This is a genomic window from Bradyrhizobium arachidis (assembly GCF_015291705.1).
Classification (GTDB): domain Bacteria; phylum Pseudomonadota; class Alphaproteobacteria; order Rhizobiales; family Xanthobacteraceae; genus Bradyrhizobium; species Bradyrhizobium arachidis.
The window spans coordinates 4,468,423-4,494,378 of the sequence record NZ_CP030050.1 but is presented as its reverse complement, the minus strand read 5'-3'; the positions used below and the strand labels follow the sequence as shown (position 1 = coordinate 4,494,378).

General features: G+C 64.6%; 22 protein-coding genes and 1 pseudogene. 5 read left to right on the top strand and 18 right to left on the bottom strand.

The window, feature by feature from the left end:
• Positions 1–228 precede the first annotated feature (228 nt).
• The gene (locus WN72_RS20675; protein ID WP_027557419.1) at positions 229–1,704 is read left to right on the top strand and encodes an FAD-binding oxidoreductase; all 1,476 of its coding nucleotides are present in this window, start codon (positions 229–231) and stop codon (positions 1,702–1,704) included.
• Positions 1,705–1,728: 24 nt separating this feature from the next.
• On the opposite strand, the gene WN72_RS20670 is transcribed toward WN72_RS20675, so the two are convergent.
• From WN72_RS20670 to WN72_RS20655, 4 genes are all read right to left on the bottom strand, one after another.
• Complete coding sequence (locus WN72_RS20670; protein WP_347337480.1) at positions 1,729–2,079, bottom strand: hypothetical protein; 351 nt, start codon at positions 2,077–2,079, stop codon at positions 1,729–1,731.
• A 461-nt stretch (positions 2,080–2,540) separates the two neighbouring features.
• The gene (locus tag WN72_RS20665; protein ID WP_092216764.1) at positions 2,541–4,238 is read right to left on the bottom strand and encodes a GMC family oxidoreductase; all 1,698 of its coding nucleotides are present in this window, start codon (positions 4,236–4,238) and stop codon (positions 2,541–2,543) included.
• A 228-nt stretch (positions 4,239–4,466) separates the two neighbouring features.
• Entirely contained in the window at positions 4,467–6,026 is a 1,560-nt protein-coding gene (locus WN72_RS20660; protein ID WP_027557416.1) for an acyl-CoA carboxylase subunit beta, read from the bottom strand.
• Entirely contained in the window at positions 5,956–6,930 is a 975-nt protein-coding gene (locus tag WN72_RS20655) for an IclR family transcriptional regulator (RefSeq protein ID WP_027557415.1), read from the bottom strand. The genes WN72_RS20660 and WN72_RS20655 overlap by 71 nt, the downstream gene beginning before the upstream one ends.
• A 94-nt stretch (positions 6,931–7,024) precedes the next feature.
• On the opposite strand from WN72_RS20655, the gene WN72_RS20650 reads away from it, so the two are divergent.
• The 4 genes and pseudogenes from WN72_RS20650 to glsA all read left to right on the top strand — a co-directional run bounded on the left by WN72_RS20650 (position 7,025) and on the right by glsA (position 12,593).
• Positions 7,025–7,246 (top strand): acyl-CoA carboxylase biotin carboxyl carrier protein subunit, encoded by a 222-nt coding sequence (locus WN72_RS20650; RefSeq protein WP_027557414.1) that lies wholly within the window; start codon positions 7,025–7,027, stop codon positions 7,244–7,246.
• Between the two features lie 200 nt (positions 7,247–7,446).
• Positions 7,447–8,613: a TAXI family TRAP transporter solute-binding subunit gene (locus WN72_RS20645; RefSeq protein WP_027557413.1), complete on the top strand. Its 1,167-nt coding sequence runs from the start codon at positions 7,447–7,449 to the stop codon at positions 8,611–8,613.
• A gap of 37 nt (positions 8,614–8,650) precedes the next feature.
• A pseudogene (locus tag WN72_RS20640) lies at positions 8,651–10,724 on the top strand (TRAP transporter permease).
• A 21-nt stretch (positions 10,725–10,745) separates the two neighbouring features.
• The gene (gene glsA, locus WN72_RS20635) at positions 10,746–12,593 is read left to right on the top strand and encodes a glutaminase A (protein ID WP_092216518.1); all 1,848 of its coding nucleotides are present in this window, start codon (positions 10,746–10,748) and stop codon (positions 12,591–12,593) included.
• A 140-nt stretch (positions 12,594–12,733) separates the two neighbouring features.
• On the opposite strand, the gene WN72_RS20630 is transcribed toward glsA, so the two are convergent.
• The 14 genes from WN72_RS20630 to WN72_RS20565 all read right to left on the bottom strand — a co-directional run bounded on the left by WN72_RS20630 (position 12,734) and on the right by WN72_RS20565 (position 25,780).
• On the bottom strand, positions 12,734–13,036 hold the full coding sequence (locus WN72_RS20630) for a nucleoside triphosphate pyrophosphohydrolase family protein (RefSeq protein ID WP_167380852.1): 303 nt from the start codon (positions 13,034–13,036) through the stop codon (positions 12,734–12,736).
• Positions 13,037–13,061: 25 nt separating this feature from the next.
• Entirely contained in the window at positions 13,062–13,589 is a 528-nt protein-coding gene (locus tag WN72_RS20625; RefSeq protein ID WP_092216516.1) for a carboxymuconolactone decarboxylase family protein, read from the bottom strand.
• A 578-nt stretch (positions 13,590–14,167) separates the two neighbouring features.
• Entirely contained in the window at positions 14,168–14,521 is a 354-nt protein-coding gene (locus WN72_RS20620) for a Zn-ribbon domain-containing OB-fold protein (RefSeq protein WP_092216515.1), read from the bottom strand.
• The gene (locus tag WN72_RS20615; RefSeq protein WP_092216514.1) at positions 14,518–15,654 is read right to left on the bottom strand and encodes a thiolase family protein; all 1,137 of its coding nucleotides are present in this window, start codon (positions 15,652–15,654) and stop codon (positions 14,518–14,520) included. The genes WN72_RS20620 and WN72_RS20615 overlap by 4 nt, the downstream gene beginning before the upstream one ends.
• 144 nt (positions 15,655–15,798) lie before the next feature.
• Positions 15,799–16,998, bottom strand: coding sequence for a CaiB/BaiF CoA transferase family protein (locus WN72_RS20610; RefSeq protein ID WP_092216513.1), 1,200 nt, complete (start codon positions 16,996–16,998; stop codon positions 15,799–15,801).
• 125 nt (positions 16,999–17,123) lie between these two features.
• The gene (locus WN72_RS20605; RefSeq protein ID WP_027557405.1) at positions 17,124–17,330 is read right to left on the bottom strand and encodes a hypothetical protein; all 207 of its coding nucleotides are present in this window, start codon (positions 17,328–17,330) and stop codon (positions 17,124–17,126) included.
• 123 nt (positions 17,331–17,453) lie between these two features.
• Positions 17,454–18,623 carry an acetyl-CoA acetyltransferase gene (locus WN72_RS20600; RefSeq protein ID WP_092216512.1) on the bottom strand — a complete coding sequence of 390 codons (1,170 nt, stop codon included), beginning with the start codon at positions 18,621–18,623 and terminating at the stop codon, positions 17,454–17,456.
• 61 nt (positions 18,624–18,684) lie between these two features.
• Entirely contained in the window at positions 18,685–19,335 is a 651-nt protein-coding gene (eda, locus tag WN72_RS20595; RefSeq protein WP_027557403.1) for a bifunctional 4-hydroxy-2-oxoglutarate aldolase/2-dehydro-3-deoxy-phosphogluconate aldolase, read from the bottom strand.
• Positions 19,336–19,353: 18 nt separating this feature from the next.
• The gene (locus WN72_RS20590) at positions 19,354–20,319 is read right to left on the bottom strand and encodes a sugar kinase (protein ID WP_167380851.1); all 966 of its coding nucleotides are present in this window, start codon (positions 20,317–20,319) and stop codon (positions 19,354–19,356) included.
• A 29-nt stretch (positions 20,320–20,348) separates the two neighbouring features.
• Complete coding sequence (gene denD / locus WN72_RS20585; RefSeq protein WP_092216510.1) at positions 20,349–21,335, bottom strand: D-erythronate dehydrogenase; 987 nt, start codon at positions 21,333–21,335, stop codon at positions 20,349–20,351.
• Between the two features lie 65 nt (positions 21,336–21,400).
• The gene (locus WN72_RS20580) at positions 21,401–22,327 is read right to left on the bottom strand and encodes a carbohydrate ABC transporter permease (RefSeq protein WP_027557400.1); all 927 of its coding nucleotides are present in this window, start codon (positions 22,325–22,327) and stop codon (positions 21,401–21,403) included.
• Entirely contained in the window at positions 22,320–23,237 is a 918-nt protein-coding gene (locus WN72_RS20575) for a carbohydrate ABC transporter permease (RefSeq protein ID WP_181411695.1), read from the bottom strand. Before WN72_RS20575 ends, WN72_RS20580 begins: the two co-directional genes overlap by 8 nt.
• A 101-nt stretch (positions 23,238–23,338) precedes the next feature.
• Entirely contained in the window at positions 23,339–24,658 is a 1,320-nt protein-coding gene (locus WN72_RS20570; RefSeq protein WP_027557398.1) for an ABC transporter substrate-binding protein, read from the bottom strand.
• 54 nt (positions 24,659–24,712) lie between these two features.
• On the bottom strand, positions 24,713–25,780 hold the full coding sequence (locus WN72_RS20565; protein ID WP_027557397.1) for an ABC transporter ATP-binding protein: 1,068 nt from the start codon (positions 25,778–25,780) through the stop codon (positions 24,713–24,715).
• Positions 25,781–25,956: the final 176 nt, after the last annotated feature.

Here is a 25,956-nt window from a genome sequence, read left to right as displayed (position 1 = left end):
CACGGTCGGCAAGGGCGCCCATGGCGGTCGATGCGGCTTGAACGAAGCGGGCCAGGCGTTCAGGCGCGTCCAAAACAACGGAAACAAAATTGAGGACGGCGATACACGCCGGAAAAAGATGCCTAAATCCAGCCCGAATGCCGTTAGACTCGCCCGCCCCAAACGTGGACAATGGCCGAAAGCGCTTCGCGCGCGCAGTGCACACCAAGATGCGCCAGAGGAAACAAGATGCCGGCTGCCTTCCCGTCCTCCATACCCGCCATCCCCACCGCCCCCTTGACCGCCGAAATGCGCGATGCGCTGCGCGCGATCGTGGGCGACAAGGGCCTGATCGAGGATGACCACGGCAAGCAGCCTTTCGTGACGGACTGGCGCGGCCTGCTGGTCGGCGGTGCCGGCGCGGTCGTGCGTCCCGGCAGCACCGCGGAAGTCTCGCAAGTGGTGCGGCTGTGCCATGAGCACGGCGTCGCCATCGTGCCGCAGGGCGGCAACACCGGCCTGATGGGCGGAGCCACGCCCTGGCCCGCGCACACCGGCATCGTGCTGTCGCTCGGCCGCATGAACCGCGTGCTGGAGGTCGATCCCGTCGGTTATGCGATGACGGTGGAGGCCGGCTGCGTGCTCCAGACGCTTCAGGAGACCGCCAGCCAGCACGACAGGTTCCTGCCGCTCAGCCTCGGCGCACAGGGCTCGTGCATGATCGGCGGTAACCTCTCGACCAATGCCGGCGGCGTGCAGGTGCTGCGCTATGGCAATGCCCGCAATCTCGTGCTGGGCCTCGAGGTCGTCCTGGCTAATGGCGACGTCTGGGACGGACTGCGCGCGCTCAAGAAGGACAACACCGGCTACGACTTGAAACACCTCTTCATGGGCGCCGAAGGCACGCTCGGCATCATCACCAAGGCCGTGCTCAAGCTGTGGCCGGCGCCGAAGGACGTCTGCACGGCATGGCTGGCGATCCGCGATCCGCGCGCGGCATTGGAGATCCTGTCAGACGCGCATGCGGCGTCCGAGGACAATGTCGGCTCCTGCGAGCTGATGAGCCGCAGCGCCATCGACATGGTGCTGCGCCATATTCCCGGCACGCAGGACCCGCTGAAGGCGGAGACCCCATGGTACCTCCTGCTCGAATGGTCGTCGTCGCGCCCGCGCCAGGACGGCGCTGACGGCATGTCCGAGAAGCTGGAGCAGTTCCTCGCCGATCAGCTCGAGGCCGGCCGCGTGCGCGACGCGGCGATCGCAAGCACGGTCGGTCAGTCCCGCAACATGTGGCGCATCCGCGAGAGCGTCGCCGAGGCCTCGCGGGCCGAAGGTCCGGGGCTCAGCTACGACGTCTCGGTGGCGATCTCCAAAATTCCTGATTTCATCGACAAGGGGCTCAAGGCCGTGCTCGACATTCTTCCGAGCATTCGCCCCTACCCGCTCGGGCACATCGGCGACGGCAATCTGCATTTCTCGTTCATGGGACCCAAGGGCATGGATCAGCAGACGCTGAACCAATACACGGCCGCGATCACGCGGGCAGTGAACGACCTCATCACCTCGATGGGCGGCTCGATCTCGGCGGAGCACGGCATCGGCGTCGACAAGCTCGACGAGCTCAGCCACTACCGCTCGAAGACCGAGCTCGACATAATGCGCACCATCAAGCGCGCGCTCGATCCGCAGAACATCATGAATCCCGGCAAGGTGCTCCGGCTGTGATGACGCCGGGCACCCGCCATTGTCTCAGCCGCGCGGGTTGACGATGGTGTAGCCCCGCAAGGAGCGTGCGTGCATGCGCGTGGTGTGCCCGCCGGAATTGGCGTCATACGCCATCCACATGTCGCCTCCGAGGTGCTGCTCCAGGACGAAGACATGCCCGCGCCTCGCCGCGACCATCCCCGGCGCCGGCGCCGTGCGCGGGAAGCGCAGCCAGTTCGAGGCGGGATTCAGTTCCGGCACGACACGACCGAACACGCGTAGCGACGCGCCGCAGCCGCAGAACGATGAGGGGCAGCCGGCCGGTCGGCCGCCGACGATGCGCTCGCCGGACGCGACGATCGTGGTGGCGGTGTTGCCTGCATCGGTCAATGTCATTTGGGTTGAGCGATAGGCTTGCAACGAATGCCTGGGTGCCCGCTCGCGGCGGGTTTGCGAATACGAGAAGTCGCAGGGCATGGTGACGTTGCATTCAGACGCCTGGAGAGCGCGATAAGGCCGCGCTTCCGAGGCCGCGGAAGTGACGATAACGATGATGAACGCAGAAACAACTTGTTTGATCATTGCAGGACTCTGAGTTGGAGGGTCCTGCCCCGCTCGGGAGAGATCAATAAAGGTTTGGCCGAAATGGGCCTAAAGGGCGGCGGAAAAACCGCTTCAACTTGGGCACTTAACTTAGATTATGTTCAAACTGTCCGGTTCGCGGCGCAGTTTTGAAAGTGCCGTGGATCGAGCTCGAGCTGCGGCGAGGCGGAAGAGCTCCGCGCCGAAGCCGACAGTGCAAGGACCGACCGCAGCGCGGATGCTGCGGTGTGTTCGTGACAAGCGGATGCCCGCCCCTACTGCATCATCGTGGCCGCGATCTTCTCCGCCGACATCAGCACCGGAAAATTGGTGTTGGCGCACGGCACGACCGGAAAGATCGAGGCGTCGACGACGCGGAGGCCCTGGATGCCTTTGACGCGGCCTTGGCTGTCGACCACCGCCATCGGATCGTCCGCCCGGCCCATGCGGCATGAGCAGGAGGCGTGCCACACACCGATCGTCGCCTTGCGCACGAAGGCTTCGAGCGCCTCGTCGTCGTTGATCACCTGGTCGAAGGTGAATCCTTCCACCACGAAATTGTCGATCATGTAGTGACGCAGTGCCGCCGGCCCGTCCATCAGCGTCGCGGCGATCTTGGTCAAAATCCTGTTCTTGTTATTGACCACGCCGATCTTGCGGACCTTGTCGGTATAGGCAGCCGGGAACGGCTTGTCCGTCACCTTCTTGACGATGTCGCTCATCTGAATGGCCGCCATCTTGCGGAAGCCGCTCATCAGGCGATCGAGATCGCGGCGGTCGGACAGCAGATTGAACTCGACGATCGGCTCAGCTGAGGGATCACGCGAAGCGAGCTTGACCTGCCCGGTCTCGGAATAGGTCTTGTTGACGAAAGTCAGCAGCGAGCCGATCTGCTCGCCGACGGCGTGCCAGGCCGATTTGCTGAGCAGGACGACAAACATGTCCCCCTTCGGCACGCCTTCGAGCCCGGACGAATAACGCAGGCCAAGCTGCATGTGGCGCCTGGTGTGCTCGTTCATGCGCGCGCCGCGGCGGACGAAGGACGACAGCGAGATCGAGGGATGATCCATCAGGCGCTGGCCGACGCCGGCAAGGCCCATCAGGACGGGAATGCCTAAGTCCTTGAGATGGCCGACCGGGCCGATGCCGGCGCGCAGCAGATGCGCGGGCGAATGGATGGCGCCGCTGGAGAGGATGATCTCGCGTCCCCGAAACTCCTGCTCGCGTCCGTCGACCAGCGCCTTCACGCCGACGCATTGCGTGCCTTCGAACAGCAGCTCTCGCACCTGCGTGTTGGTGGAGATGGTGAGGTTGGCGCGCTGGCGCGTGCCGCGATCGAGATAGCCCATTGCGGCCGAGACGCGCTGTTCGGCCTGGTTGGAATGCGTCACCGGGAAATAGCCGTCGACGAACTCGCCGTTCTGGTCGGCGACGAATTGATGGCCGGCCTGCTGGAAGGCGTCGGCGAAGGCCTGCGAATGCCGCGTCCAGTGCTCCCTGGGAATGCGGCGCACGGGAATTCGGCCATCCTTGCCGTGATACGGGCCGTCGAAATCGAGGTCACGCTCGACTTTCTTGAAGAACGGCAGCACGTCCTTCCACGTCCACCCCTCGGCGCCGCGCGCGTGCCATTCGTCGTAATCGGTCGGCGCGCCGCGATTGGCCATCTGGCCGTTGATCGACGAGCCGCCGCCGAGCACGCGCGCCTGCTCGTATTTGCGCAAGGGCGGACGCGCTTCGTTGGGATTGTTGTGACTGACGACCTGGGTGGTCACCTTGAGCTCGGTCCAGTGGAAGCGTGGGTCGAAATAGGCTGTGCCCGGATAACTGTCCCTGATCTCGGCCGGCTCGTTGCCGGGCGGCGTGTCCTGCCCGGCTTCGCACAGCAGGACCTTGTTGGCGCTCCTGGCGGAGAGCCGGTGGGCCAGCACGGACCCCGCCGAGCCGCCGCCCACGATGATGTAGTCGTACACGATTGGCGCTTCCTCTTGTTCTTGTTTCAGGGAGGATAGCGCGGGATTGCGACGCGATGGAAGGCTTGATTGCGTCGCCATCGACCCGTCATCCTGAGGCGCCCGCGCAGCGGGCCTCGAAGGATGCACGGCCCCGATGCAGCCGGGCCGTCGTCGTTCGAGGCTCGTCCTGCGTCGCAGGACGAGCGCCTCAGGATGACGGTGATGGAGTTTGTGCCTCAGCCGCGTCTACGGCCTGATCGTCATGTTCTCCGGTGGCCCGGCTTTGCGCAAGGGCTCGGCCAGCCGCGCGAACTCGCACAACAGCGACCGCGTCTTGCGGGGATCGATGATCTCCTCGACCCAGAACTTTTCGGCCGAGCGGAACGGCGAGCGCAGCTTGTTCAGCCGCGACTCGATCTCCTTCAGCTTCTCCGCCTTGTCCTCGGCCGCATCAATGTCGGCGCGGTAGGCGGCCTCGATGCCGCCTTCGAGCGGCAGCGAGCCCCAATAGGCCGACGGCCAGGCGTAGCGGATCGAGAAGCGGTCGGCGGGTTGATGCACCACGCCGGCAACCCCGAAGGCGTTGCGCAGGATCACGGTGCACCAGGGCACAGTGGTCTGGTTGACCGCGGCCATGGCGCGGACGCCGTGGCGGATGGTCGCCGCCTTCTCGGCGTCGAGGCCGATCATGAAGCCGGGGCAGTCCATGAGATAGACGACCGGCAGATGGAAAGTTTCCGCGAAGTCGACCCAGCGCACCACCTTCTGGCAGGCATCCGCGGTCCAGGAGCCGCCATAGTGAAAGCTGTCGCTGGCGAGCACCATCACCGCCCGGCCCTCGAGCCGGGCGAGACCGACGATGATCGGCTTGCCAAAATTCTTGGCGACCTCGAAGAACGAGCCCTTGTCGACGACCGACTCGATGATCGGCCGCATCTTGTAGACCTGCTTGCGGTTGCGCGGCACCGCGTTCATCAGCGCTTCGTCGCCACGTTCAGGATTGTCGGTGCAGGGCAAGGTCGGCGGCAACTCGTAGACCGACGACGGCAGATAAGAGAGGAAGCGCCGCGCGCAGGCGAACGCCTCCTCCTCGGTGTCGACCGCATGATCGACCGCGCCGGCGCGAGTCTGGATGTCAGCGCCGCCGAGCTCTTCCTTCGAGAGGTCCTGCCCCAGCGCCTTCACCACCGGCGGCCCCGCGACGAACATCGCGGACTTCCGCGTCATGATGGAATAGTGGCTGGCGGCAAGACGCGCCGCACCGAGGCCTGCGACCGAACCGAGACCGAGCGCGACCACCGGCACCCGCGACAGGTTCTCCGTCGTGAAGCGATACCAGCGCGTGCCGCCGATACCGCCCGGCAAATTCGCCGCGCCCTTGGTCTCGATGGTCTTGACCGAGCCGCCGCCGCCGGACCCTTCGATGATCCGGATGATGGGCAGACGGAAGTCGTGCGCCATCTCCTCTGCCATCAAGGGCTTTGCGGAAATGGAGGCATCCGCAGATCCGCCGCGCACGGTGAAATCGTCGCCGACGACCACAACAGTGCGGCCGTCGACGCGGGCGCGGCCGAACACGCAGTTCGCCGGCGTCAGTTTCTTCAGATCGCCGCTGGAATCGTACTCACCGATGCCGGAGACGGCACCGATCTCGTGGAAGCTGCCCTTGTCGATCAGTTTGTCGATGCGCTCCCGAACAGTCAGCCGGCCCTGGTCATGCTGTCGCTTGACCTTGTCAACGCCGCCCATCTCCCGCGCGAAGGCTTCGCGCCGGGCGAGCTCGTCGAGTTCCGGCTTCCAGTTCATTCACTCCCTCCGAATGGATCGGCTTGTTATTGTTGTGCACGGCCATGGCGACCGGTTTGCGTGAGATACGGTTAGCGAACGCGTCGCCTTCCGCGCCCTCCATCAGGCTGCCGAGCGAGCGGCCGAGTGCGAGCATCAGCGGCGCGACTTCGGCATGCAGACGCTCTTCGTCATACATCGCAGACAGAAGCCCGATCGTGATGACGACAAAGGTCTGATATTGCGGCGACCAGATCGGTACCGCGAGACCATTGATGTGCGGGCTCCACAAGCCGCAGGCCACGACATAGCCGCGCTCGCGCAGCGACTGACGGTTGGCCTCGATCCGGGGCCTCAGGATCTTCACAGCCTCGGGCGCTTCGCGCTCCATCTCCGCGATGAAGGCGTCGCCGACTTCAGGTGCCAGCGCCGCCGTATAGGCCGCGCCCGCGGCGGTCGACGCCATCGAGATGCGGCTGCCGGTGCCCTCGTGCAGGCCGAGCGCCGCGGCCGAGCGCGCGAACTGAAGATAGACGAGATGGAAGCGATCGGGGACGACGAAGCCGACCGTGCCTGGCAGCTGCTCGGCGACTTCCTGGAGCCGCTGGCGGATCATGCTACGCAGCTGCGCGCCCTTCATCATCGAGGCGCTCATCGCCACCGCGCTCGGGCCGATGCGATATTTCTGATCGCGCGGCAGATAGACCAGCTGGCCCATGCGGGTCAGCGTATGCGTGAGCCGCGACACCGTCGATCGCGGCAGACCGCAGCGATTCGAAATCTCGAGATTGCCGAGCCTCGCCTCGTGGCCCTCGAAGCATCGCAACACGTCGAACGCGCGCGACACCACCTGGATGACATCGCCCTCGCCGGCGTCGCCAGCGAGCGCACCTTGCCTACTCAACCGCTCCGATCGTCGTCCCATGTTCCCTACCGTCTGTTCCGCTCTGCGGAATTAAATTCCACTTGCAGACGACGCTACCTCAGGCATTTTGCGACGACAACAAAAAGGCGATGGCATGCCAGAAATTAAGATCGTCACGGAGGTCGCGGGACGAATCTGCGCAACTCCCGTGCAAGTTGGAGGAACCGTTGCGGATGGCGACGACGTTGTGGTGGTCGAGGCGATGAAGATGGAGATCCCAGTACCCTCACCTGCGAGCGGCACGATCACATCGCTCCTCGTCAAGCTCGACGATCTCGTTGCCGAAGGACAGGCGATCGCGATCGTCGCGAGTTAATGCGCATACGTCGCAGCCATGGTTGCGCAATCTTTGCGTCGTCATCCTTGGGCGCGCGACAATCTGTCTGCACAATTCCTGTGGTCGCGGTACGGCGTTGCCATTGCCTGATCGCGGTGACATGATCTGTTCAAACAAAAATCTGTTTCAAACAAAGTAAGAAGATCCTCGCGCGAAAGCGGGGATCATTGGAGGGAAACATGTTTCGTGGGCTGATCGTGCTCGCGCCTGCCTTGGTTGCGGGCATTTCTTTTGCGTCTACACGCTATGCGTTCGCCGAAGACATCAAGCTGCCGGCGACATTGACCTTCACCGCCTATGACACCGGCACTGCCGGCTTCAACATCGCGGTCGGCGTCGGCAAGATGATGAAGGACAAGTATAGCACCGACGTGCGCGTGCTCCCCGCCGGCAACGATGTTGCGCGGCTTGCACCGCTGCGTGCCAAGCGCGCGGCGTCATCCGCGATGGGATCTGGCACCTATTTCGCGCAGGAAGGCGTGTTCGAGTTCGGCGCAAAGGAATGGGGCCCGCAGCCGCTCCAGATCATGCTCTCGAGCGTCGATTGCAATTGCGGTTCGCTTGGCGTCGCAGCCGATACCGGCGTGAAAGAACTGAAAGACCTGAAAGGCAAGCGCGTCGGCTTCGTCGTCGGCTCGCCCGCGCTGAACCAGAACTCGCTCGCGGTGCTCGCCTTCGCCGGCCTGACGCAGAAGGACGTCAAGGCCGTCGAGTTCGCCAGCTACGGCGCGATGTGGAAAGGCTTGATCAACAACGACGTCGATGCCGCCTTCGGCACCACCATCACCGGCCCCGCCAAGGAAGCCGAGACCTCGCCACGCGGCCTGATCTGGCCGCCGTTGCCCGCCAAGGACAAGGAAGGCTGGGCGCGGATGCAGAAGGTCGGCTCGTTCTTCTTCCCGCAAGTCGCGACCTGCGGCGCCGGCATCTCGCCGGAGAAGCCGGTCGAGCTCGGCAACTACCCCTACCCGATCTTCGTCGCCTACGCCACGCAACCGGCCGATCAGGTCTATGCGATGACGAAAGCGATGATCGTGAACTACGATGCCTACAAGGACTCCGCGCCCGGCGCCGGCGGCCTCGCCGCCGACCGCCAGACCAAGAACTGGGTGGTGCCCGTGCACCCCGGCGCGGTGAAGGCGCTGAAAGAAGCCGGACAATGGTCTGATGCGCAGGAGGCGCACAACAACAAGCTGTTCAAGCGCCAGGAGGTGCTCGCTGCGGCTTGGGCGGAGTACGGCAAGTCCAATCCGCCGTCGGATGACAAGGCCTTCCTCGACGGCTGGATGAAGGCGCGCGCCGCGGCGCTGGCGAAAGCCGACATGCCGAACGGGTTCGAGGACTAGTCCACCAGCTGTTACCAGCCCACGCGCGGGGTCGATGATGTCTTCTGCTTCCACCTCCACCGGCCCCAAGGACGAGACCAAGCGGATCGTGTTCGACGATCCGCACGGTGCCGCCGGCAACATGCAGGAGGCCGAGGTCACCCGCGTGCGCACGTTGCGCGGCGCCTGGCGCTGGACGCTGATCGTCGCGACCGCGGCGACCATCCTGCTCTGCATCAACCAGCAATTCTCGCTGCGCTTCTTCATCGGCTACACCCAGCTCAACACGGAGTATTTCTATCTCCTGATCGCCCTGATGCTGCCCTTCACCTTCCTGATCTTCCCGGGCACCGAGCGCGCGCCGCTCGACCGCATTCCCTGGTACGACCTCGTCTTCTTCGTCGTGACCTTCGCTGCGGCATTGCTGCTGATGTCGAACGTGCGCAAGGCCGCCGAGGCCGGCTGGGAATTCGGCGGCGCGCCGAACACCGTGATCGCCGCGGGCCTCGTGATGTGGGCGATGCTGATGGAGGCGCTTCGCCGCACCGGCGGCTGGAGCCTGCTGCTGAGCGTGCTGCCCTTCACCGTCTATCCCCTGTTCGCGGAAGCCGGCTGGCTCGGGCCGTTCCGCGGCACGCAGTCCACGATCGAACAGGCCACCGCCTATCACGTGCTCTCGGGCGAGAGCCTGCTCGGCATTCCCATTCAGGCCTTTGCCGACACCGTGATCGGCTTCCTGGTTCGGTACCGCGCTGATGATGACCGGCGCTGGAAAGTTCTTCATCAACCTCGCCTTCGCGCTGTGCGGGACCTTCCGCGGCGGCGCGGCGAAGGTCTGCATCTTTGCGAGCGGCCTGCTCGGCATGATGTCCGGCTCGATCATCTCCAACGTGCTGACCGCCGGCACCATGACCATCCCCGTCATGAAGAAGAGCGGCTTTCGCGCCTCCTATGCCGGCGCGATCGAGGCCTGCGCCTCCACCGGTGCCGTGCTGGCACCGCCGGTGATGGGCGCGACCGCTTTCGTCATCGCGCAGTTCCTCAATGTCAGCTACGCCGACGTCGCGGTCGCCGCGATCATCCCGGCGGCGCTCTATTATGTCGGCCTGTTCATGCAGGTCGATGCCTATGCCGCCCGTCACGGGTTGAAGGGCATTCCGCGCGCCGAGCTGCCGCGGATCATGGATACGATCAAGGACGGCTGGTACTACGTCTTCGTCATCGCGCTCCTGATCGTGATGCTGCTCTATTTCAAGCGAGAGAGTCACGCGCCGTTCTATGCGACCGCGCTGCTGCTCGTGCTCAACCAGTTCTTCTCCAAGGACACCCGCTGGACGCTCGCGACCATCGGCAAGTTCCTCGAGGTCAACGGCCGCACCTTCGTCGAGCTGGTCGGCATCCTCGCGGGCTGCGGTCTCCTGATCGGCGCGTTCTCGATGACCGGTGTGGTATCGAGCCTTGCCAATGACCTCTTGCACATCGCCGGCGACAATCCGTTCCTGCTGCTCGGCATGTGCGCCCTCACCAGCCTGATCCTCGGCCTCGGGCTGACGACGACGGCCTGCTACATCTTCCTCGCCATCCTGGTCGCGCCGGCGCTGGAGAAGCTTGGGCTCAACAAGATGGCCGTGCACATGTTCATCTTCTACTGGGGCATGCTGTCCTCGATCACCCCGCCGGTCGCGATCGCCTCCTTCGCGGCCGCAGGCATTGCTGGCTCGCCGGCGATGAAGACCGGATGGGAATCGATGTGGGTCGGCAGCATCATCTATTTCATCCCGTTCTTCTTCGTGCTCAATCCGGCGCTGGTGCTGCAGGGCCCGAGCCCCTATCTCGCCGGCCTCGGCCTGATGGGGCTCGCCGCATTCGGCACGATGTTCATCTGCGGCGGCATCCAGGGCTACCAGTCCTTCGTCGGCGACTTGCGCGGGACCGGCGCACTGGAATGGCCGATCCGCGTGCTGCTTGTCATCGGCGGCTTCGTGGTCGCCACGCCAGGCGGCGGGATCATGCCGCTGTCGCAGATGCAGGTGACGCTGCTCGGCCTTGCCATCCTGGTACCCACGGTGTTGATCGCCCTGCTGCTCGTCCGGCGACAGGCCACCGTGCCTGACGGGTTGCGCGCGCCCTGATTGCGTTGCACAACAGGGGCGATGAAACCGCTCTCGCCTCTCGCTTCCGCCTGGACCCGTTCGAAACCGCCTTTGCTGCGGTTTCTGGACAATTGCCTCAATGAATTCTCTGCCGAAACTTCGGGCAACGTCGCCAACTACATTCCTGAGCTGAGCAAGGCCGACCCTGCCTATTTCGGCATCAGCCTCGCTACGCTGGACGGCCATATCTACGAGGTCGGCGACAGCCAGGTGCCCTTCACCATCCAGTCGATGTCGAAGCCGTTCGTGTTCGCGCTGGCGCTGGATCTTTTGGGCGCGAGCAAGGTCGAGAGCGCCATCGGCGTCGAGCCGTCGGGCGATCCCTTCAACTCGATCCGGCTCAACTCCGAGAACCACCCGTTCAACCCGATGGTCAATGCCGGCGCGATCGCCTGCACCGGACTGATCTACGACAGCAGGGGCACTGACGCCTTCGAGCAGATCCGCGCCGCGCTCGGCCGTTTTGCGGGACGCGACCTCGCCGTGGACGAGGCTGTCTACACCTCGGAAAGCCAGACCGGCGACCGCAACCGCGCGATCGGCTATCTGCTCAAGACCAATGCGGTGATCTCCGGCAATGTCGCGGCCGTGCTCGACGTCTATTTCCGGCAATGCGCGGTGCTGGTCACCGCGCGCGACATCGCGGTGATGGCGGCGACGCTCGCCAATCGCGGCGTCAACCCGGTGACGGGCGAGCAGGTGCTGACGCCGTACGCGATCTCTCGCACACTCTCTGTCATGACGTCGTCGGGCATGTATGACTATGCCGGCGAATGGATCTACCGGATCGGCATTCCCGCCAAGAGTGGCGTCGGCGGCGGCATTCTGGCCGCCCTCCCTGCCCGCCTCGGGCTCGGTAGCTACTCGCCAAGGCTCGACAAGCACGGCAACAGCGTGCGCGGCATCAAGGTCTGCGAGGCACTATCCTCGCATTACGATTTGCACATGCTCAACCGCAGTGACGACGCGCGCAACGTGGTCATTGCCGACTACGACATCGGCAAGAGCCCGTCCCGCCGCGTCCGCCGGCCGCAGGAGCGCGAGATCCTCGCAGCTCACGAGCAGGAGGTACGGATCATCGAGCTGGTCGGCACGCTGTCGCTGTCGGCGGTCGACTACGTCTCGCGACGGCTGGCGGGGCGGCCGCGGCCGCAAATCGTGATCTTCGACCTGCACCGCGTCACCTCCACCACCCGCGCCGGCGCGCGGCTGGTGGCAGAGGCGTTCGAGGAGCTCGCGGTGCTGAACGTCACGGTGGTGCTGTCGGGCGTCAGGCGCGCCTCCAGGGAATGGAATACGCTGCGGGAGTGGACCGCGGAGCTGAAGAACGTCCGCGACTTCTACCTGCTCGACACCGCGATCGAATGGGCGGAAGACCAGATCGTCTACCGCTATGGCGGCTCGATCGATTTCCACGAAACCACCGAGCTGGACGAGCAGCCGCTGCTGGCCGGGCTCAGCGCGGAAGAGCTGACCGACCTCGCCTCGATCTGCACGATCCGGACATTTCAGTCAGGCGCGAAGATCATCACCGCAGGCGATCCCGCCGACGCGCTATTCTTTCTGCGCAGCGGCGCGGTGCACGTCACCCTGCCCGACGGCGTACGGCTGGCGACGCTCACGGCCGGCATGGCGTTCGGCGAGATGGCGCTGATCGAGACCACACGCTCCGCCGACGTGTTCGCGGATATGGCGGCGACCGCGTTCGAAGTGCCGCTGAAGGACTTTGAGCGCTTCCGCAAGCAGCACCCGCGCGCCAGCGAGCGCGTCATGCGCAACCTCGCGCAACTGCTCGCCGACCGCCTGATCGTCGCCAATGCCAAGGTGGATATCCTGACGTCGACCTGAGCGCGGCTGAGGTTCATTCACAAGCGGTCGTCGTGCCCGGGCTTGTCCCGGGCATCGACGGTTCTTCGTGCCGCATGGCAAGGCGTGGATGGCCGGGACAAGCCCGGCCATGATGCCGGAGCTCCCAGCTCTCGCTTGCACTAGCGGCTTGCCGCTTCGCCCAGCCGCCGCTTGATCTTCGCCGCGCTTGCCTCGAGCAATTTGGATGGCTGCTGGCCGGTCGCGGCGCACAGGCAGGCCCAGTAGTAGATGACATCGCCGAGCTCATCGACGAGGCCGGCCTTGTCGAGCCAGTCATCACGCAGCAACTTCTTGATGTGGTCGGCGACCTCGCCGGATTCGCCGGCAAGGCCGAGGCCGAGATAGGACAGCCGCTCGTTGGACGGATGCTCATTGACTTTCGCAATGCTCGCGGCCCAGACCGCATATTCATCGATCGTCATGAGCATCCCTCGCTGCGGGTTTGGATCAGCCCACCACTTCGGTGACGGGCTGGAGATCGATCTCGAACGTCTCCAGGAATTTTGAAGTCATGATGTAGAAGCCGACCGAGAGCTGCAATTCGACCAGCGCGGCCGGCGTCAGTTTCGACGCGATCGCCTTGAAGGTGGCGTCCGTCGGCTTCCTCAGCCTGACGATCTCGTCGGTGAAGGCAAGCGCGGCGCGCTGCACCTCGTTGAAGCAGGTCGCAGCCTGCCAGTTCTCGAGCGCCTCGTTCTGCTCGTCGGTGACGCCGACATTCTTGCCGATGCGCTTGTGCGCGACGATCTCGTACGGCGCCTCGCACAGGATGCCGGTGCGCGTGATCGCGAGCTCGCGCACGACCGGATCGAGCTCGCCCTTGTGGCGGATCGCGCCGCCGAGGCGGCAGTACTGCTCAAAATAGCTCGGCGAATGCGCCATCATCCGGAAGATGTTGGCATGGCGGTTCTTGTCGAGGATTTCGCGGGTGCGGTCGGATGCATTGATTGGATCGCTGTAGAGGATGCGGGCCATGATTTTCCTGAAGATTTCCCTGAGCCTTTGATGCTTTTTGTCGTTAGCGGCGAAAATTCCCCAAAACTCTATTCTTGCGCGACCGCAGGAGCAACATCATCGAGTCAAATTGCCGCCGCATTGCTGATCGACCTTGGCACAGTCGATATTCGCCGCGTGGGGACAAATCGCGGCGGATACTCGCAAGGGGTGTTCCGAGTAAAAACAATTGACCGTCGATTGCGCAGCGCGCGCAACGATGAGTCACGCCCAAGTCTAGGGAGAAAAAGGCATGAAGGAAGCCATCAAGGGGGCGGCCTCGGGAGCGCTCGCGCATATGCTGGCGGTGACGGCGATGCTCGTCATCGCCAGCATATTGTTCTACGGGCGTTAGTTGCGTTGAGTTTGAGCGTTTTCGTCGTTCCGGGGTGGCGTCTCGCACAGCGCCAGACCCAGAATCCCGTTCCAGGTTCGGTCCCCATGACCGCCCCCGAATGACGAATCAGGCTAAGGCCTCGTTCCGACGAAAGCGGGATGGGGCTTTAGTCTCGTAGCCCGGACGGAGCGCAGCGCAATCCGGGCTACGACGTCCAATCCCACTATTTCTGTTTTGCAAAGAACGGCACGAGTTTTCCGGCGAACGGCTTGAAGCTCGCGACGACCTCGTCGCCGATGGCGAGATCGTTCTCGCCATGCGCCATCATGCGGAAGCCTTCCGCGCAATCGACCAAGAGGATGTTGTAGGGCACGTGCGCGCGCGTCTCGGGCGTGGCGGCGCGGCAGACGAGAGAGGTCGCGTACACCCTGCCCTTGCCGCTGGCGCGTTGCTCGCACGGGTCGGCAGCTCCGCAGGCCGCGCAGAAGGCACGGTGGAAATACTGGACGTGGCCGCACGCGGTGCATGTCTGATAGGTGATGGCCTCTTCGCCCTTGGTCCAATCGGCCAGACTCATCGCACCCGCTCCAGGAACATGCTGACATGGGACGACAGCACGCCGCCGTCGCCGTGCAAGAGCGCGATCGAGCCGTCGCGAACCTGGCGATTCGCCGCCCGTCCCGTCATCTGCAAATGCGCCTCGACCAGATGCGCCATGGCGCCGCCGACGCCGCAATGTCCGTAGCTGAGCAGGCCGCCATGGGTGTTCAGCGGCATCGCGCCGTCCCGGCCGAAATGGCCTGATCGCACGCGGGCGGCCGCCTCGCCGCGGCCGGCAAGGCCGAGGTCTTCCAGCAGCATCGCGAGCGTGATGGTAAAGCTGTCGTAGATCGCGGCGTAGCGCACGTCGGAGATCGCAAGGCCCGTGGCCTCCTTGGCGCGCGCGATGGAGATTTCGGCGCCGAGCTCGCTGAGCGCCGGCGCGACCGTGACATGCTGATGGGTATGCGCCTGGGCGCAGCCGCGGATGCGGACGCCAGCATCGCCGGTCCGCTCGCGGCTGATGATGAAGGCGGCGCCGCCGTCGGAGACCGGACAGCAGTCCAGCAGCTTGAGCGGCATCGCCACGGGCTTGGAAGCCAGGACGTCGGCAACCGTGATGGGATCGTGGAATTGCGCGCCGGGATGCGTGCAGGCGTGGGCGCGCATCAGCACGGCGAATTCGGCGAGGTCCTCCTCGGTGACGCCGTATTCGTGCATGTAGCGCGTGGCGACGAGACCGTAATAGGCGGGAATGGTCGGGCCGAGCGGCACCTCGTAGTCGGGATGACCGACCTGCGCCAACGCCTGGATCGAGGCATCGCGGCTCTGCCCGGTCAGGCGGTTCTCGCCGGCGACGACGAGCACGTTGCGTGCGACGCCGGCCTCAACGAGGTGATGGGCGAGCATGGTCATCGCAAGGCCCGTTGCGCCGCCGACCTGGACCGCATGGGCGTAGGATGGACGAATGCCAAAATGCTCGGCGAACACGGTCGCCAGCATGATGTGCGGTGAGACTGTGGAGTAGCCGCAGAGGATGCCGTCGATCTCGGCGCGCTGGAGGCCGGCATCGTCGAGCGCGGCTTGCGCAGCCTTGCTCATCAGGTCGAGCGAGGATGAGCCTTCGTGCTTGCCGAAAGGTGTGAGGCCGACGCCGGTGATGAAGGTCATGGTGTCACCTCTCCACTGTCATTCCGGGGCGCGCGTAGCGCGAGCCCGGAATCCATACTCACGATGGTGGTTATGGATTCCGGGCTCGCGCCAAGTGGCGCGCCCCGGAATGACCGATGAAAGAGTTTGCGCCATCTCTTCCCCCTACTCCGGCGCCGAGCGCGTCACGCCGTCGCGAACCATCGCGGCGATCTCATCAGCGGAGTAGCCGATCTCGCGCAGAATCTCCGCGCCGTGCTCGTTGAGCCGCGGCGCCAGCCGCACCGGCTCGGCCTCGGTCTCCGACCAGCTTGCCGTCACCTTCATGCTGCGGATCGGGCCTTCGGTCGGATGGGTCACGACCGGGAAGAAGCCGGTCGCCTCGAGATGTGGATCATGCAGGATCGATGCGAGGTCGTGCATCGGCATCACGGGCACGTCGGCCTTGGTCAGAAGATCGATCCACTCGGCGGTCGTGCGCGTCTCGAAGATGCGGGCGAGCTCGGCGTAGACGACGTCGATATTGGCGGCACGGCCGGCGAAGGTCGCGAATTTGGGATTGGCGCGCAGATCGTCGCGTCCCGTGGCGTTGAAGAAATTCTCCCACTGCTTGTCGTTGTAGACGATGACGCTGAGATAGCCGTCGGAGGTCTTGTACGGCCTGCGGTCGCGCGAGAGGTGGCGGGCGTAGCCGCCCTTGTCGAGCGGCGGCTCATAGGTGAGCCCGCCCATGTGGTCGCCCATGACGAAGCCCGCCATGGTCTCGAACATCGGGATGTCAACGCGCTGGCCGCGGCCGGTGCGGTCGCGGTGCACGAGGCTGGCGCAGATCGCGCCGACCGCGGTAAGGCCGACGATGCGGTCGACCAGCGCGTTCGGCACGTAGCGCGGCACGCCGTCGCCGGTCTGCGCCATCAGCGCCGGCAGCGCAGTGGCGCCCTGGATCAGATCGTCATAAGCGGGCTTTGCGGCATAGGGCCCGTCCTGGCCGAAGCCGAACACGCCGGCATAGACGAGGCGCGGATTGATCTTGGAGACGACGTCGTAGCCGAGCTGAAGCCGCGCCATCGCCTGCGGGCGGACGTTGTAGACGAGAACGTCGGCATCTTTCAGCAGCCGCAGCACGGCCTCGCGGCCCGCGGGCTTCTTCAGATCGAGGCAGATCGAGCGCTTGCTGCGGTTGGTGTTGAGGAACACCGGGCCCATCCCGGCATGGCGGGTCGGGCCGATCAGGCGGGTGACGTCGCCGTCGAGCGATTCCACCTTGATGACGTCGGCACCGTAGTCGCCGAGCATCTGGGTCGCATAGGGCCCCATCAGCACGGTGGTCATGTCGACGACCTTGATGCCCTTCAGCGGCCCCATGCGTTCGCTCCCGATTGCGCGGGCTCTCTGAAAGCGGCCCAGCGATTTCGGTCCAGCTAAAGGCAGCGGCGCCGCGCGCGCAAGGGCGGCCGGCGTATGGCCGCATGCGCAGGCCGGCGCGCCCGCTATTTCTTCTGGCGGGATTCGCGGATCTTGATGAGGCGGTCGAGCTCTTCGTTCTGCTGGTTGATGCGGTCGGCGATCCGCGACTCGTTCTGCTCGCCGGAGGCGGCCGCGGCCTGCTCGATCAGCTGACGGATATTGTCCTCGATGATCGCGATGCGGTCGTTGAGTGCTTCGAGAGAAATTGAATCTTCGTAGCCATTGCTCATGATGCTTTTCCGCAAATCAATCAGGAGCGTTAAGGTGGACAAAGCGAAGCGTGCCCACCTTGATTTAGCGCAAGGAAAATGGTGGGCACGGCGCTTTCGCGCCTTTGCCCACCCTGCGCGAGCTTACTTCAGCGGCTCCAGCACGGAGACGTAGTTGGCGACCGCCGCGCCACCCATGTTGAAGATGCCGCCGAGCTTGGCGTTCTTGAGCTGCATGCCCTCGGGCGCCTGGCCGGCGAGCTGCATCGCGGTCATCACATGCATGGAGACCCCGGTGGCGCCGATCGGGTGGCCCTTGGCCTTCAGGCCGCCGGACGGGTTGACCGGCAGCTTGCCGTCCTTGAGCGTCCAGCCCTCCTTGATGGCGCGGGCGCCCTGCCCCTTCGGTGTCAGGCCCATCGCTTCGTACTCGATCAGCTCGGCGACGGTGAAGCAGTCATGGGTCTCGACGAAGGAGAGATCGGACAGCTGCACGCCCGCCTTCTCCAATGCACGCTGCCAGGCAATCGTGCAGCCCTCGAACTGGAGGATGTCGCGCTTGGACATCGGAAGGAAGTCCTGGGCATGCGCGGTGGCGCGGAAGCCGATCGACTTAGCCATGCCCTTGGCGGTCTCGGCATCGGCCAAAACCAGCGCAGCGGCGCCGTCGGACACCAGCGAGCAGTCAGTCCGCTTCAGGGGGCCGGCGACATACGGGTTCTTCTCGCTCTCGGCGCGGCAGAAGTCGAAGCCGAAGTCCTTGCGCATCTGGGCGAAGGGATTGGCGACGCCGTTCCTGTGGTTCTTGGCCGCGATCAGCGCCAGCGCATCGGACTGGTCGCCGTATTTCTGGAAATAGGAGCTGGCGATCTTGCCGAACACGCCGGCAAAGCCGCCGACGGTGTCGCCGTCCTCGGGCAGATAGGACGCCTTGAGCAGGTTCTTGCCGATCTCAGGTCCCGGCGTACGGGTCATCTGCTCGACGCCGACAACCAGTACGATCTTGGCGGCCCCTGCGGCGATCGCGCGCAGGCCCTGGTGCACGGCGGCGGAGCCGGTGGCGCAGGCGTTCTCGACGCGGGTCGCGGGCTTGAAGCGCAGCTTCGGGTCGGCCTGGAGCACCAGCGAGGCGGTAAAATCCTGCGGCGAGAAGCCGGCGTTGAAATGGCCGAGCACGATCTCGTCGACGTCGGAGGCCGAAATGCCGGCATCGGCCAGCGCCTCATTGGCGACGCGGGTGACGAGGCTTTCGACGGTTTCGGTGTCGAACTTGCCGAACGGCGTATGCGCCCATCCGACGATGCTGGCGGTCATGGTCTCTTCTCCCTGGGGTCTCTTAGCCTGAGCTAAGTCTTAGCCCAGGGATGGCAAGACTTCACGCGGCTTTCAGGGCCTGGAGGGTGCGCTGGCAGATGGCAGTTATGCCGGCCCAGTTCCCCGCCCTGATCTCGGCCGTCGGACACAGCCAGGAACCGCCGACCGCGACCACATTGGGCTCGGCGAGCCAGGTCGCCGCATTGGCCTCGCCGACCCCGCCGGTCGGGCAGAACCGCACGTTCGGGAACGGCCCGCCAAGGGCGCGCAGGCCCTTGATGCCGCCGGCCTGCTCGGCCGGGAAGAATTTTGCCACGTCGAAACCGTGCGACAGCGCCAGCATCAGCTCGGAGGCGGTGGCGATGCCCGGCGCGAACGGCAAGGAGCTATGGGCGGCGGCCGCGAGGAGATCGGGGGTCAGGCCCGGGCTGATGCCGAAGGCGACGCCGAGCTTCTCGACACGGGTGAAGTCGGCTGGATTGAGGATCGTGCCGATGCCGACGACCGCCTCGGGGACCTCGGCCATCATCGCCCGCGCCGCCTCGATCGCAACGGGGGTACGCAGCGTCACCTCCAGCGTGCGGACGCCGCCGGCCACCAGCGCACGCGCCAGCGGCACGGCGTCCTGGATCCGCTCGATGGTGAGGACGGGAATGACGGTCGCGGCCTTGAACAGCGCGACGAGGTGGTTCTGTTGGGCAGCAGTGGGCATCTTGAGGATCTTTTCGTTTCACTTGGTCGCTTGACGCGTGGTCGCCGGCCGGTGCCGCTTCTTCGGCGGCATGGCATAGCCCGGAATGATGGCGCCGGGATAGCAGATCACGAGGCTGGCGAGGCGATGCCCGGCCTGGGCGGCCTCGACCGGCTCGGCGCCGGCCAGCCGGGCGGCGATATAGGCCGCGGCGAAGCTGTCGCCGGCGGCGGTGGTGTCGACGACCGGCTTGGTCATGGGTTCGGCACGGACCTCGTGGGTTCCGCCGGGGAAACGCAGGATGCTCACCGGCTCGGCGAGGCGGAACACCAGCTCGGGCGTCGGGATGCGCGCCATCAGCTGCTCGTGGCTCTCGCCGGGATAGAGCGCGAGCAGATCCTCGGTCGAGGTCAGCACGATGTCGGCGGCCGCAAACGCCGTGGCAAACACCTCGCGCGCGACGTCGCGATCGGGCCAGCCGCGTGCGCGGAAGTTGGTGTCGAACACGAAGCGGGTGCCGAGCAGGCGCGCGCGCTTGATCGCCGCAAACAGGCGCTCGCGACCAGGGGCGTCGTAGATCGAGAGCGTGATCGCGGAGAGATAGACGATATCGTAGCTCATCAGCGAGTTGAGCAGCTCGTCGGTCTCCGGCAGGTTCATCAGCTGGCGCGCGGCCGCACTGTCACGCCAGTGGAAGAACTGGCGCTCGCCCTTGGCATCCGTCTGGATCATGTAGAGGCCGGGCAGCTTGCCCGGCAGCCGCGCGACGCGGCGGGTGCCGACGCCCTCCGCGTTCCAGGCCGCGATCATCTCGTCGCTGAGCGCGTCGTCGCCAAGCGCGGTGAGATAGTCGACCTTGATCTCGAGCCGCGCCAGATACACCGCCGTATTGAGGGTATCGCCGCCGAGGCCGCGCGAGTACAGGCCGCCGCCCTGCCCGGCCTGCCCACCTTGAGCCTGCCGGAGCTCGACCATGCATTCACCGATGCAAGCAACGCTCGCCATCGTCATATCCACGCTGTTCATCGGTTAGATCAGGCGACGAAATTGCCGCCGAGCTCGTCTTCGATGTGAATGCGGATGATGTCGTCGAAGGACTTTTCCTCGGTGGTGAAACCGAGCTCGCGCGCACGCTTGGCCTCGAAGTTGCGCGGCCAGCCGCCGACGATACCGACGATGAACGGATCAAGCTCGTGCTTGATGCGCGCGGCGACCTTGTCGCCGGCGACGCGCCTCAGCGCCGCGATCTGCTCGCCGACCGTGGCCGAGAAGCCGGGCATGGTCAGGTTGCGGCGCGGGCCGACCTTGGCGAGATCCATGGTGCCGGCATGAAGCAGGAAGCCGACGGCGGAGCGCGGCGTGGCGTGCCAGTGGCGGACGTCCTCGGACACCGGAAGGATCGCCTCCTTGCCGGCGAGCGGCTCGCGCAGGATGTTGGAGAAGAAGCCCGATGCCGCCTTGTTGGGCAGGCCGGGCCGGATGCAGATGGTCGGCAGGCGGATGCCGATGCCGTCGAGGAAACCGCGGCGCGAATAGTCGGCAAGGAGCAATTCTCCGATCGCCTTCTGGGTGCCGTAGCTGAGCAGCGGGGTGTGGAAGAACTCGTCACCGATGGCGTCCGGGAACGGGGCGCCGAACACCGCGATCGAGGACGTGAACACCACGCGCGGCTTGTAGCCGCCGCCAACCAAGCGAATGGCGTCGAGCAGCATCCGCGTGCCGTCGAGATTGATGCGGTAGCCCTTGTCGAAATCGAGCTCGGCCTCGCCCGAGACGATCGCGGCGAGATGGAAGATCACGTCCGGCCGGCCGGCGATCAGCTTCTCGGCCGCGCCGGGGACGGCGAAATCGCCCGAGACGGTCTCGACGGGGAAGCCGGCCTTCTCCGGCTTCTTCGGCTCGACCACGTCATGCATGGTCAATTTGGTGATGTCGCTCTTGCCGAGCCGGCCGTCGCGCAGCAGCCGTTCACACAATTTACGGCCGACCATGCCGGCGGCGCCCAGAACCAGAATGTGCAAGAGCCTACTCCTTCTTATTGCCGGAGCGCGTCAGGCTAGACGCGCTCTCATGACGGCCCCGCTGGTCATTCCTTCACGGCGCCGGTCATCGCCGAGACATAATGCTCCACGAAGAAGGCGTAAAGGATGACGAGCGGCAGCGAGCCGGCCAGCGCTCCCGCCATCAGCGACCCCCAGCGATAGATGTCGCCGTCCACGAACTCGTTGACGATCGCGACCGGCACCGTCTTGTTGCTGGTCGATTGCAGGAAGGTCAACGCGTAGATGAACTCGTTCCAGCACAGCGTGAAGCAGAAGATGAAGGCCGAGATCAGGCCGGGGATCGCGAGCGGCAGCACGATCTTGATCAGGATCTGCCAGCGGCTCGCCCCGTCGATCAGCGCGCATTCCTCGAGCTCGAACGGGATGGTCTTGAAATAGCCCATCAACAGCCAGGTCGAGAACGGGATCAGGATGGTCGGATAGGTCAGGATCAGCGCCAGCGGCGAATCGAACAGGCCGTACTGGAACACGACGGTGGCGAGCGGAATGAAAAGGATCGACGGCGGCACCAGATAGGCGAGGAAGATCAGCCCGCCGACGAGATTGGCACCCTTGTAGCGCAAGCGCACAATGGCGTAGGCCGCGAGTACAGATGCGATGATCGAAAGCACCGTCGCACAGACGGCAACGTACATCGTGTTCCAGAGCCAGTGCGGGTAGTAGCTCTCGAACAGCAACTTGTGGAAGTGCTTGAACGTCGGATTCCAGGTCCAGAACGGATTGTACCTGTCGAGATCAAGCAGTTGATCGTCGGGTTTCACCGACGTCAGCGCCATCCAGTAGAACGGGAACAGCAGGACGATGACGATGATCGCGAGCGGCAGATAGAGCGTCACGATCCGGCGGGGCACCGACTGCAGGTAGCTCATGCCTTCGCTGTGGTCGGCCGTAGGCGCCGAGCCCGACAGCACATTCTTGAGATCGATGGATCTGGTAGGCAGGTCAGTCATTGCTCTCTCCCTGCTGCCATTTCCGGCGCTGCAACCCGAACCAGGACACCATGATCGCGGCAAGCAGGAACGGGATCATCGCACTGGAGATCGCGGCGCCCTCGCCCAGCTGCCCGGCGATGATCGCGCGCTGGTACGACAGGGTCGCCATCAGATGGGTGGCGTTGACCGGGCCGCCGCGGGTCATGGCCCAGATCAGCTGGAAGTCGGTGAAGGTGAACAACACCGAGAAGGTCATCACGACAGCGATGATCGGCGTCAGCAGCGGATAGGTGATGTACCGGAAATTCTGCCAGCGCGTGGCGCCGTCGAGCGTTGCTGCTTCATAGAGCGACGGCGACACTGTCTGCAGGCCTGCAAGCAGCGTGATCGCCACGAAGGGCACGCCGCGCCAGATATTGGCGAAGATCACGCAAATGCGCGCCCAGGTCGTGTCACCAAGGAAGTTGATGTTCTGGTTGATCAAGCCGAGGTGCTTCAGCGACCAGGAGATGATCGAGAATTGCGAGTCGAAGATCCACCAGAAGGCGAGCGCCGACAGCACCGTCGGCACGATGAAGGGGATCAGGACCATCGCGCGCAACATCGCCTTGAACGGCATGTTCTCGTTCAGCAGCAGCGCGAGATAAAGCCCGATCGCGAATTTGAGGGCGCTGGCGACGAAGGTGTAGAGCAGCGTGTTGAACACCGACAGCCAGAAGATGGAATCATCCCACAGCCACTCATAGTTCTCCGTCGCGATGAAGTGCCCCACCCTGCCGATGCGGGTGTCCGTGAAGGACAGCCAGATGCCGAGCCCCAGCGGATAGGCCAGGAAGAAGATCAGGAACGCCATGGCCGGCACCATGAACCAGAAGCCGAGCCAGTTGCGATTGTGTTTGAGCTGGGTCCAGGCGCTGTCCTCGCTCATCTGAGGCTTGGCCCGGGGAATTGCGACATCAGCCATGCCCGATATCCCTGATCGAAATGTTGACGAGCGGGCGGCCGGGATGGCCGCCCGCCCCGTGACCGTCAGCGATAGATGCGCTTCAGCTGGCGCTCGGCTTCCGCCATCGCACCCTTGGTATCCTTGGCGCCGGTGCAGTAGTTGGCGAACATGTCGACGACGATGAAGTCGGCGATCGCGGTCGCCGCCTTCTCACCGACCGTGCCGATGCCGGACGCCGGCAGCGTGCGCTTGGAGGCCTGCGAGAACACGTAGTTCTTCGGATCCGCGGTCCAGATCGGCGCCGACTCGTAGGCGTTCAGGGTCTGCGTGAGATAGCCCTGTGCGCCGTCCAGCCACTTCTCGTAGTTCTCCTTCTCCAGCATGAAGGCAACGAAGGCCTTCGCCGCGTTCGGATATTTGGTGAAGTTGAAGGCGAGGATCGGCAGCGCAAGCTGCAGCTCGGTGGGCTTGCCGACCGGGCCGACGGGCCAGAGCGCGTGATAGGTGTCCTCGGCAAGCTCCTTCTTGGACGCATCGGTCTTGGCGGCCACGTAGATCGAGATGCCGTTCGCCGTGCAATAGAGCTCGCCGGCGAGGTACGCCTTATTGTTGGAGGAGTCGTTCCAGGACGGGGTGCCCGGGATGAAGCTGTCGTAGAGCGCCTTGCAATATTCCAGCGCCTTCGCCGTTTCCGGCGAATTGATGATGATCTTGTCGTTCTGGTCGACCGTGTAGGCCCCGTGGCCCCACAGCACCCAGTGCAGCCAGGAATTGCCGTCGCCCGAGGCGTGACCGAGCGCGAAGCCGGCAGGCGTGTTGTTGGCCTTGAGGGCCTTGCACATCTCGAGGAAGCCCGGGAAGTCCTTCGGGAATTCCTTGAAGCCGGCCTTGTCGAGCGCCGACTTGCGGTAGGTCATGTAACCGCCGTTGGTCGCGACGGGAATGCCGAGCCAGTCGTCGCCGAGCTTGCAGGTCTTGGCGGCCGCATCGGTCCAGCCGCCATATTTCTTGCCGAGATAATCGGCGACGTCGTTCATCTTCAGCACTTTGGTGGGGAACAGCTGCGGCAGCGTGTGCAGACCCCAGGCGAGATCGAGGCCCGAGCCGGTATTGGCCGCAACCGAAGCCTTCGGCTGCACGTCCTCGAAGGACTCGCTGAACACGTTCATCTCGGTGCCGGTCGCGGTCTTGAACGCCGCCACCATCGCGTTGAACGCATCGTCTTCCGCCGGCACGAAGCGCTTCCACCGCATCACGGTCAGCTTGGCGCCCGGCTCCGCCTTCCAGGGCGCGCTCTGCGCCCAGGCCTTGGCGAAGTCGAACAGTGCCGGACCGGTCAGCATGCCGGTCGCGGCCAGAGCCGTTCCGCCTTGAAGCAGAGTCCGGCGGGTAAAGTCTTGCATGTCGTCCTCCCTGTGATTCTTTTTTGTTGTCTTAGTCTTTGTTGTCTTAGTCTTCTACGCGTTGAGGCGTTTGCCTGTCGCGTCGTCGAACAGATGAACCAGCGACGGATCTGGCTTCAGCCGGACCTTGTCGCCCGGGTTGAACTGGTGGCGCTCGCGGAACACCGCGACGACCTGCTCGCCGCCGACCTTGGCGAACACCTGCGTCTCCGAGCCGGTCGGCTCGACGACGATGATCTCGGCCTCGGCGCCGTCATCGGCGATGGTGAAGTGCTCGGGCCGCACGCCGTAGACCGCGGGACGGCCATCGGACGCAGCGGGTGCGTTCTTGAGCGGCAGCTTGACGCCGTTCGGCCCCTCGAAGGTCGCAACGCCGTTGACGCGCACATGGCCCTTCAGGAAGTTCATGGCGGGCGAGCCGATGAAGCCGGCGACGAACTGATTGTCCGGTTTGTCGTAGAGCTCGAGCGGCGTGCCCATCTGCTCGACGATGCCATCGTGCATGACGACGATCTTGTCGGCCATGGTCATGGCCTCGATCTGGTCGTGGGTGACGTAGACGGTGGTCGTCTTCAACCGCTGGTGCAGCTCCTTGATCTCGGTGCGCATGGCGACGCGCAGCTTGGCATCGAGGTTCGACAACGGCTCGTCGAACAGGAACACTTGCGGGTCGCGCACGATGGCGCGGCCCATGGCGACGCGCTGGCGCTGGCCGCCGGAGAGCTGGCGCGGATAGCGGTCGAGCAGCGGCGACAGCGCGAGGATCTCCGCGGCGCGCTTGACGCGCTTGTTGATCTCGTCGGAGCTGGCGTTCCGCAGCTTCAGCGAGAAGCCCATGTTGTCGGCGACCGTCATGTGCGGATAGAGCGCGTAGTTCTGGAACACCATCGCAATGTCCCGCTCCTTGGGCTGGACATTGTTGACGACGCGGTCGCCGATCGAGATCGTGCCGGAGGTGATGTTCTCGAGACCGGCGAGCATGCGAAGCAGCGTCGACTTGCCGCAGCCGGAGGGGCCAACCAGGACAACGAACTGTCCGTCCTCGATCGGGATCGTCACGCCGTGCAGGACTTCAAAATTGCCGAACGATTTCCGCACGTCGCGGATTTGCACAGACGACATCTAGCTCCCTCCTCGAAAGTCCACGACGCCTCTAGCGCCGCGACCGTCTTGTTTTTCAGACTTCGCCAACCCGAAGCCCGAACTTAGCAGGCTATATTGTCGGCAGTTTGTGCGGTTTTGGCAATTTGTCTTTGGTTAGTCGTTGCTGGTAGCGCTGTCAACGATCCTTTGGTTTC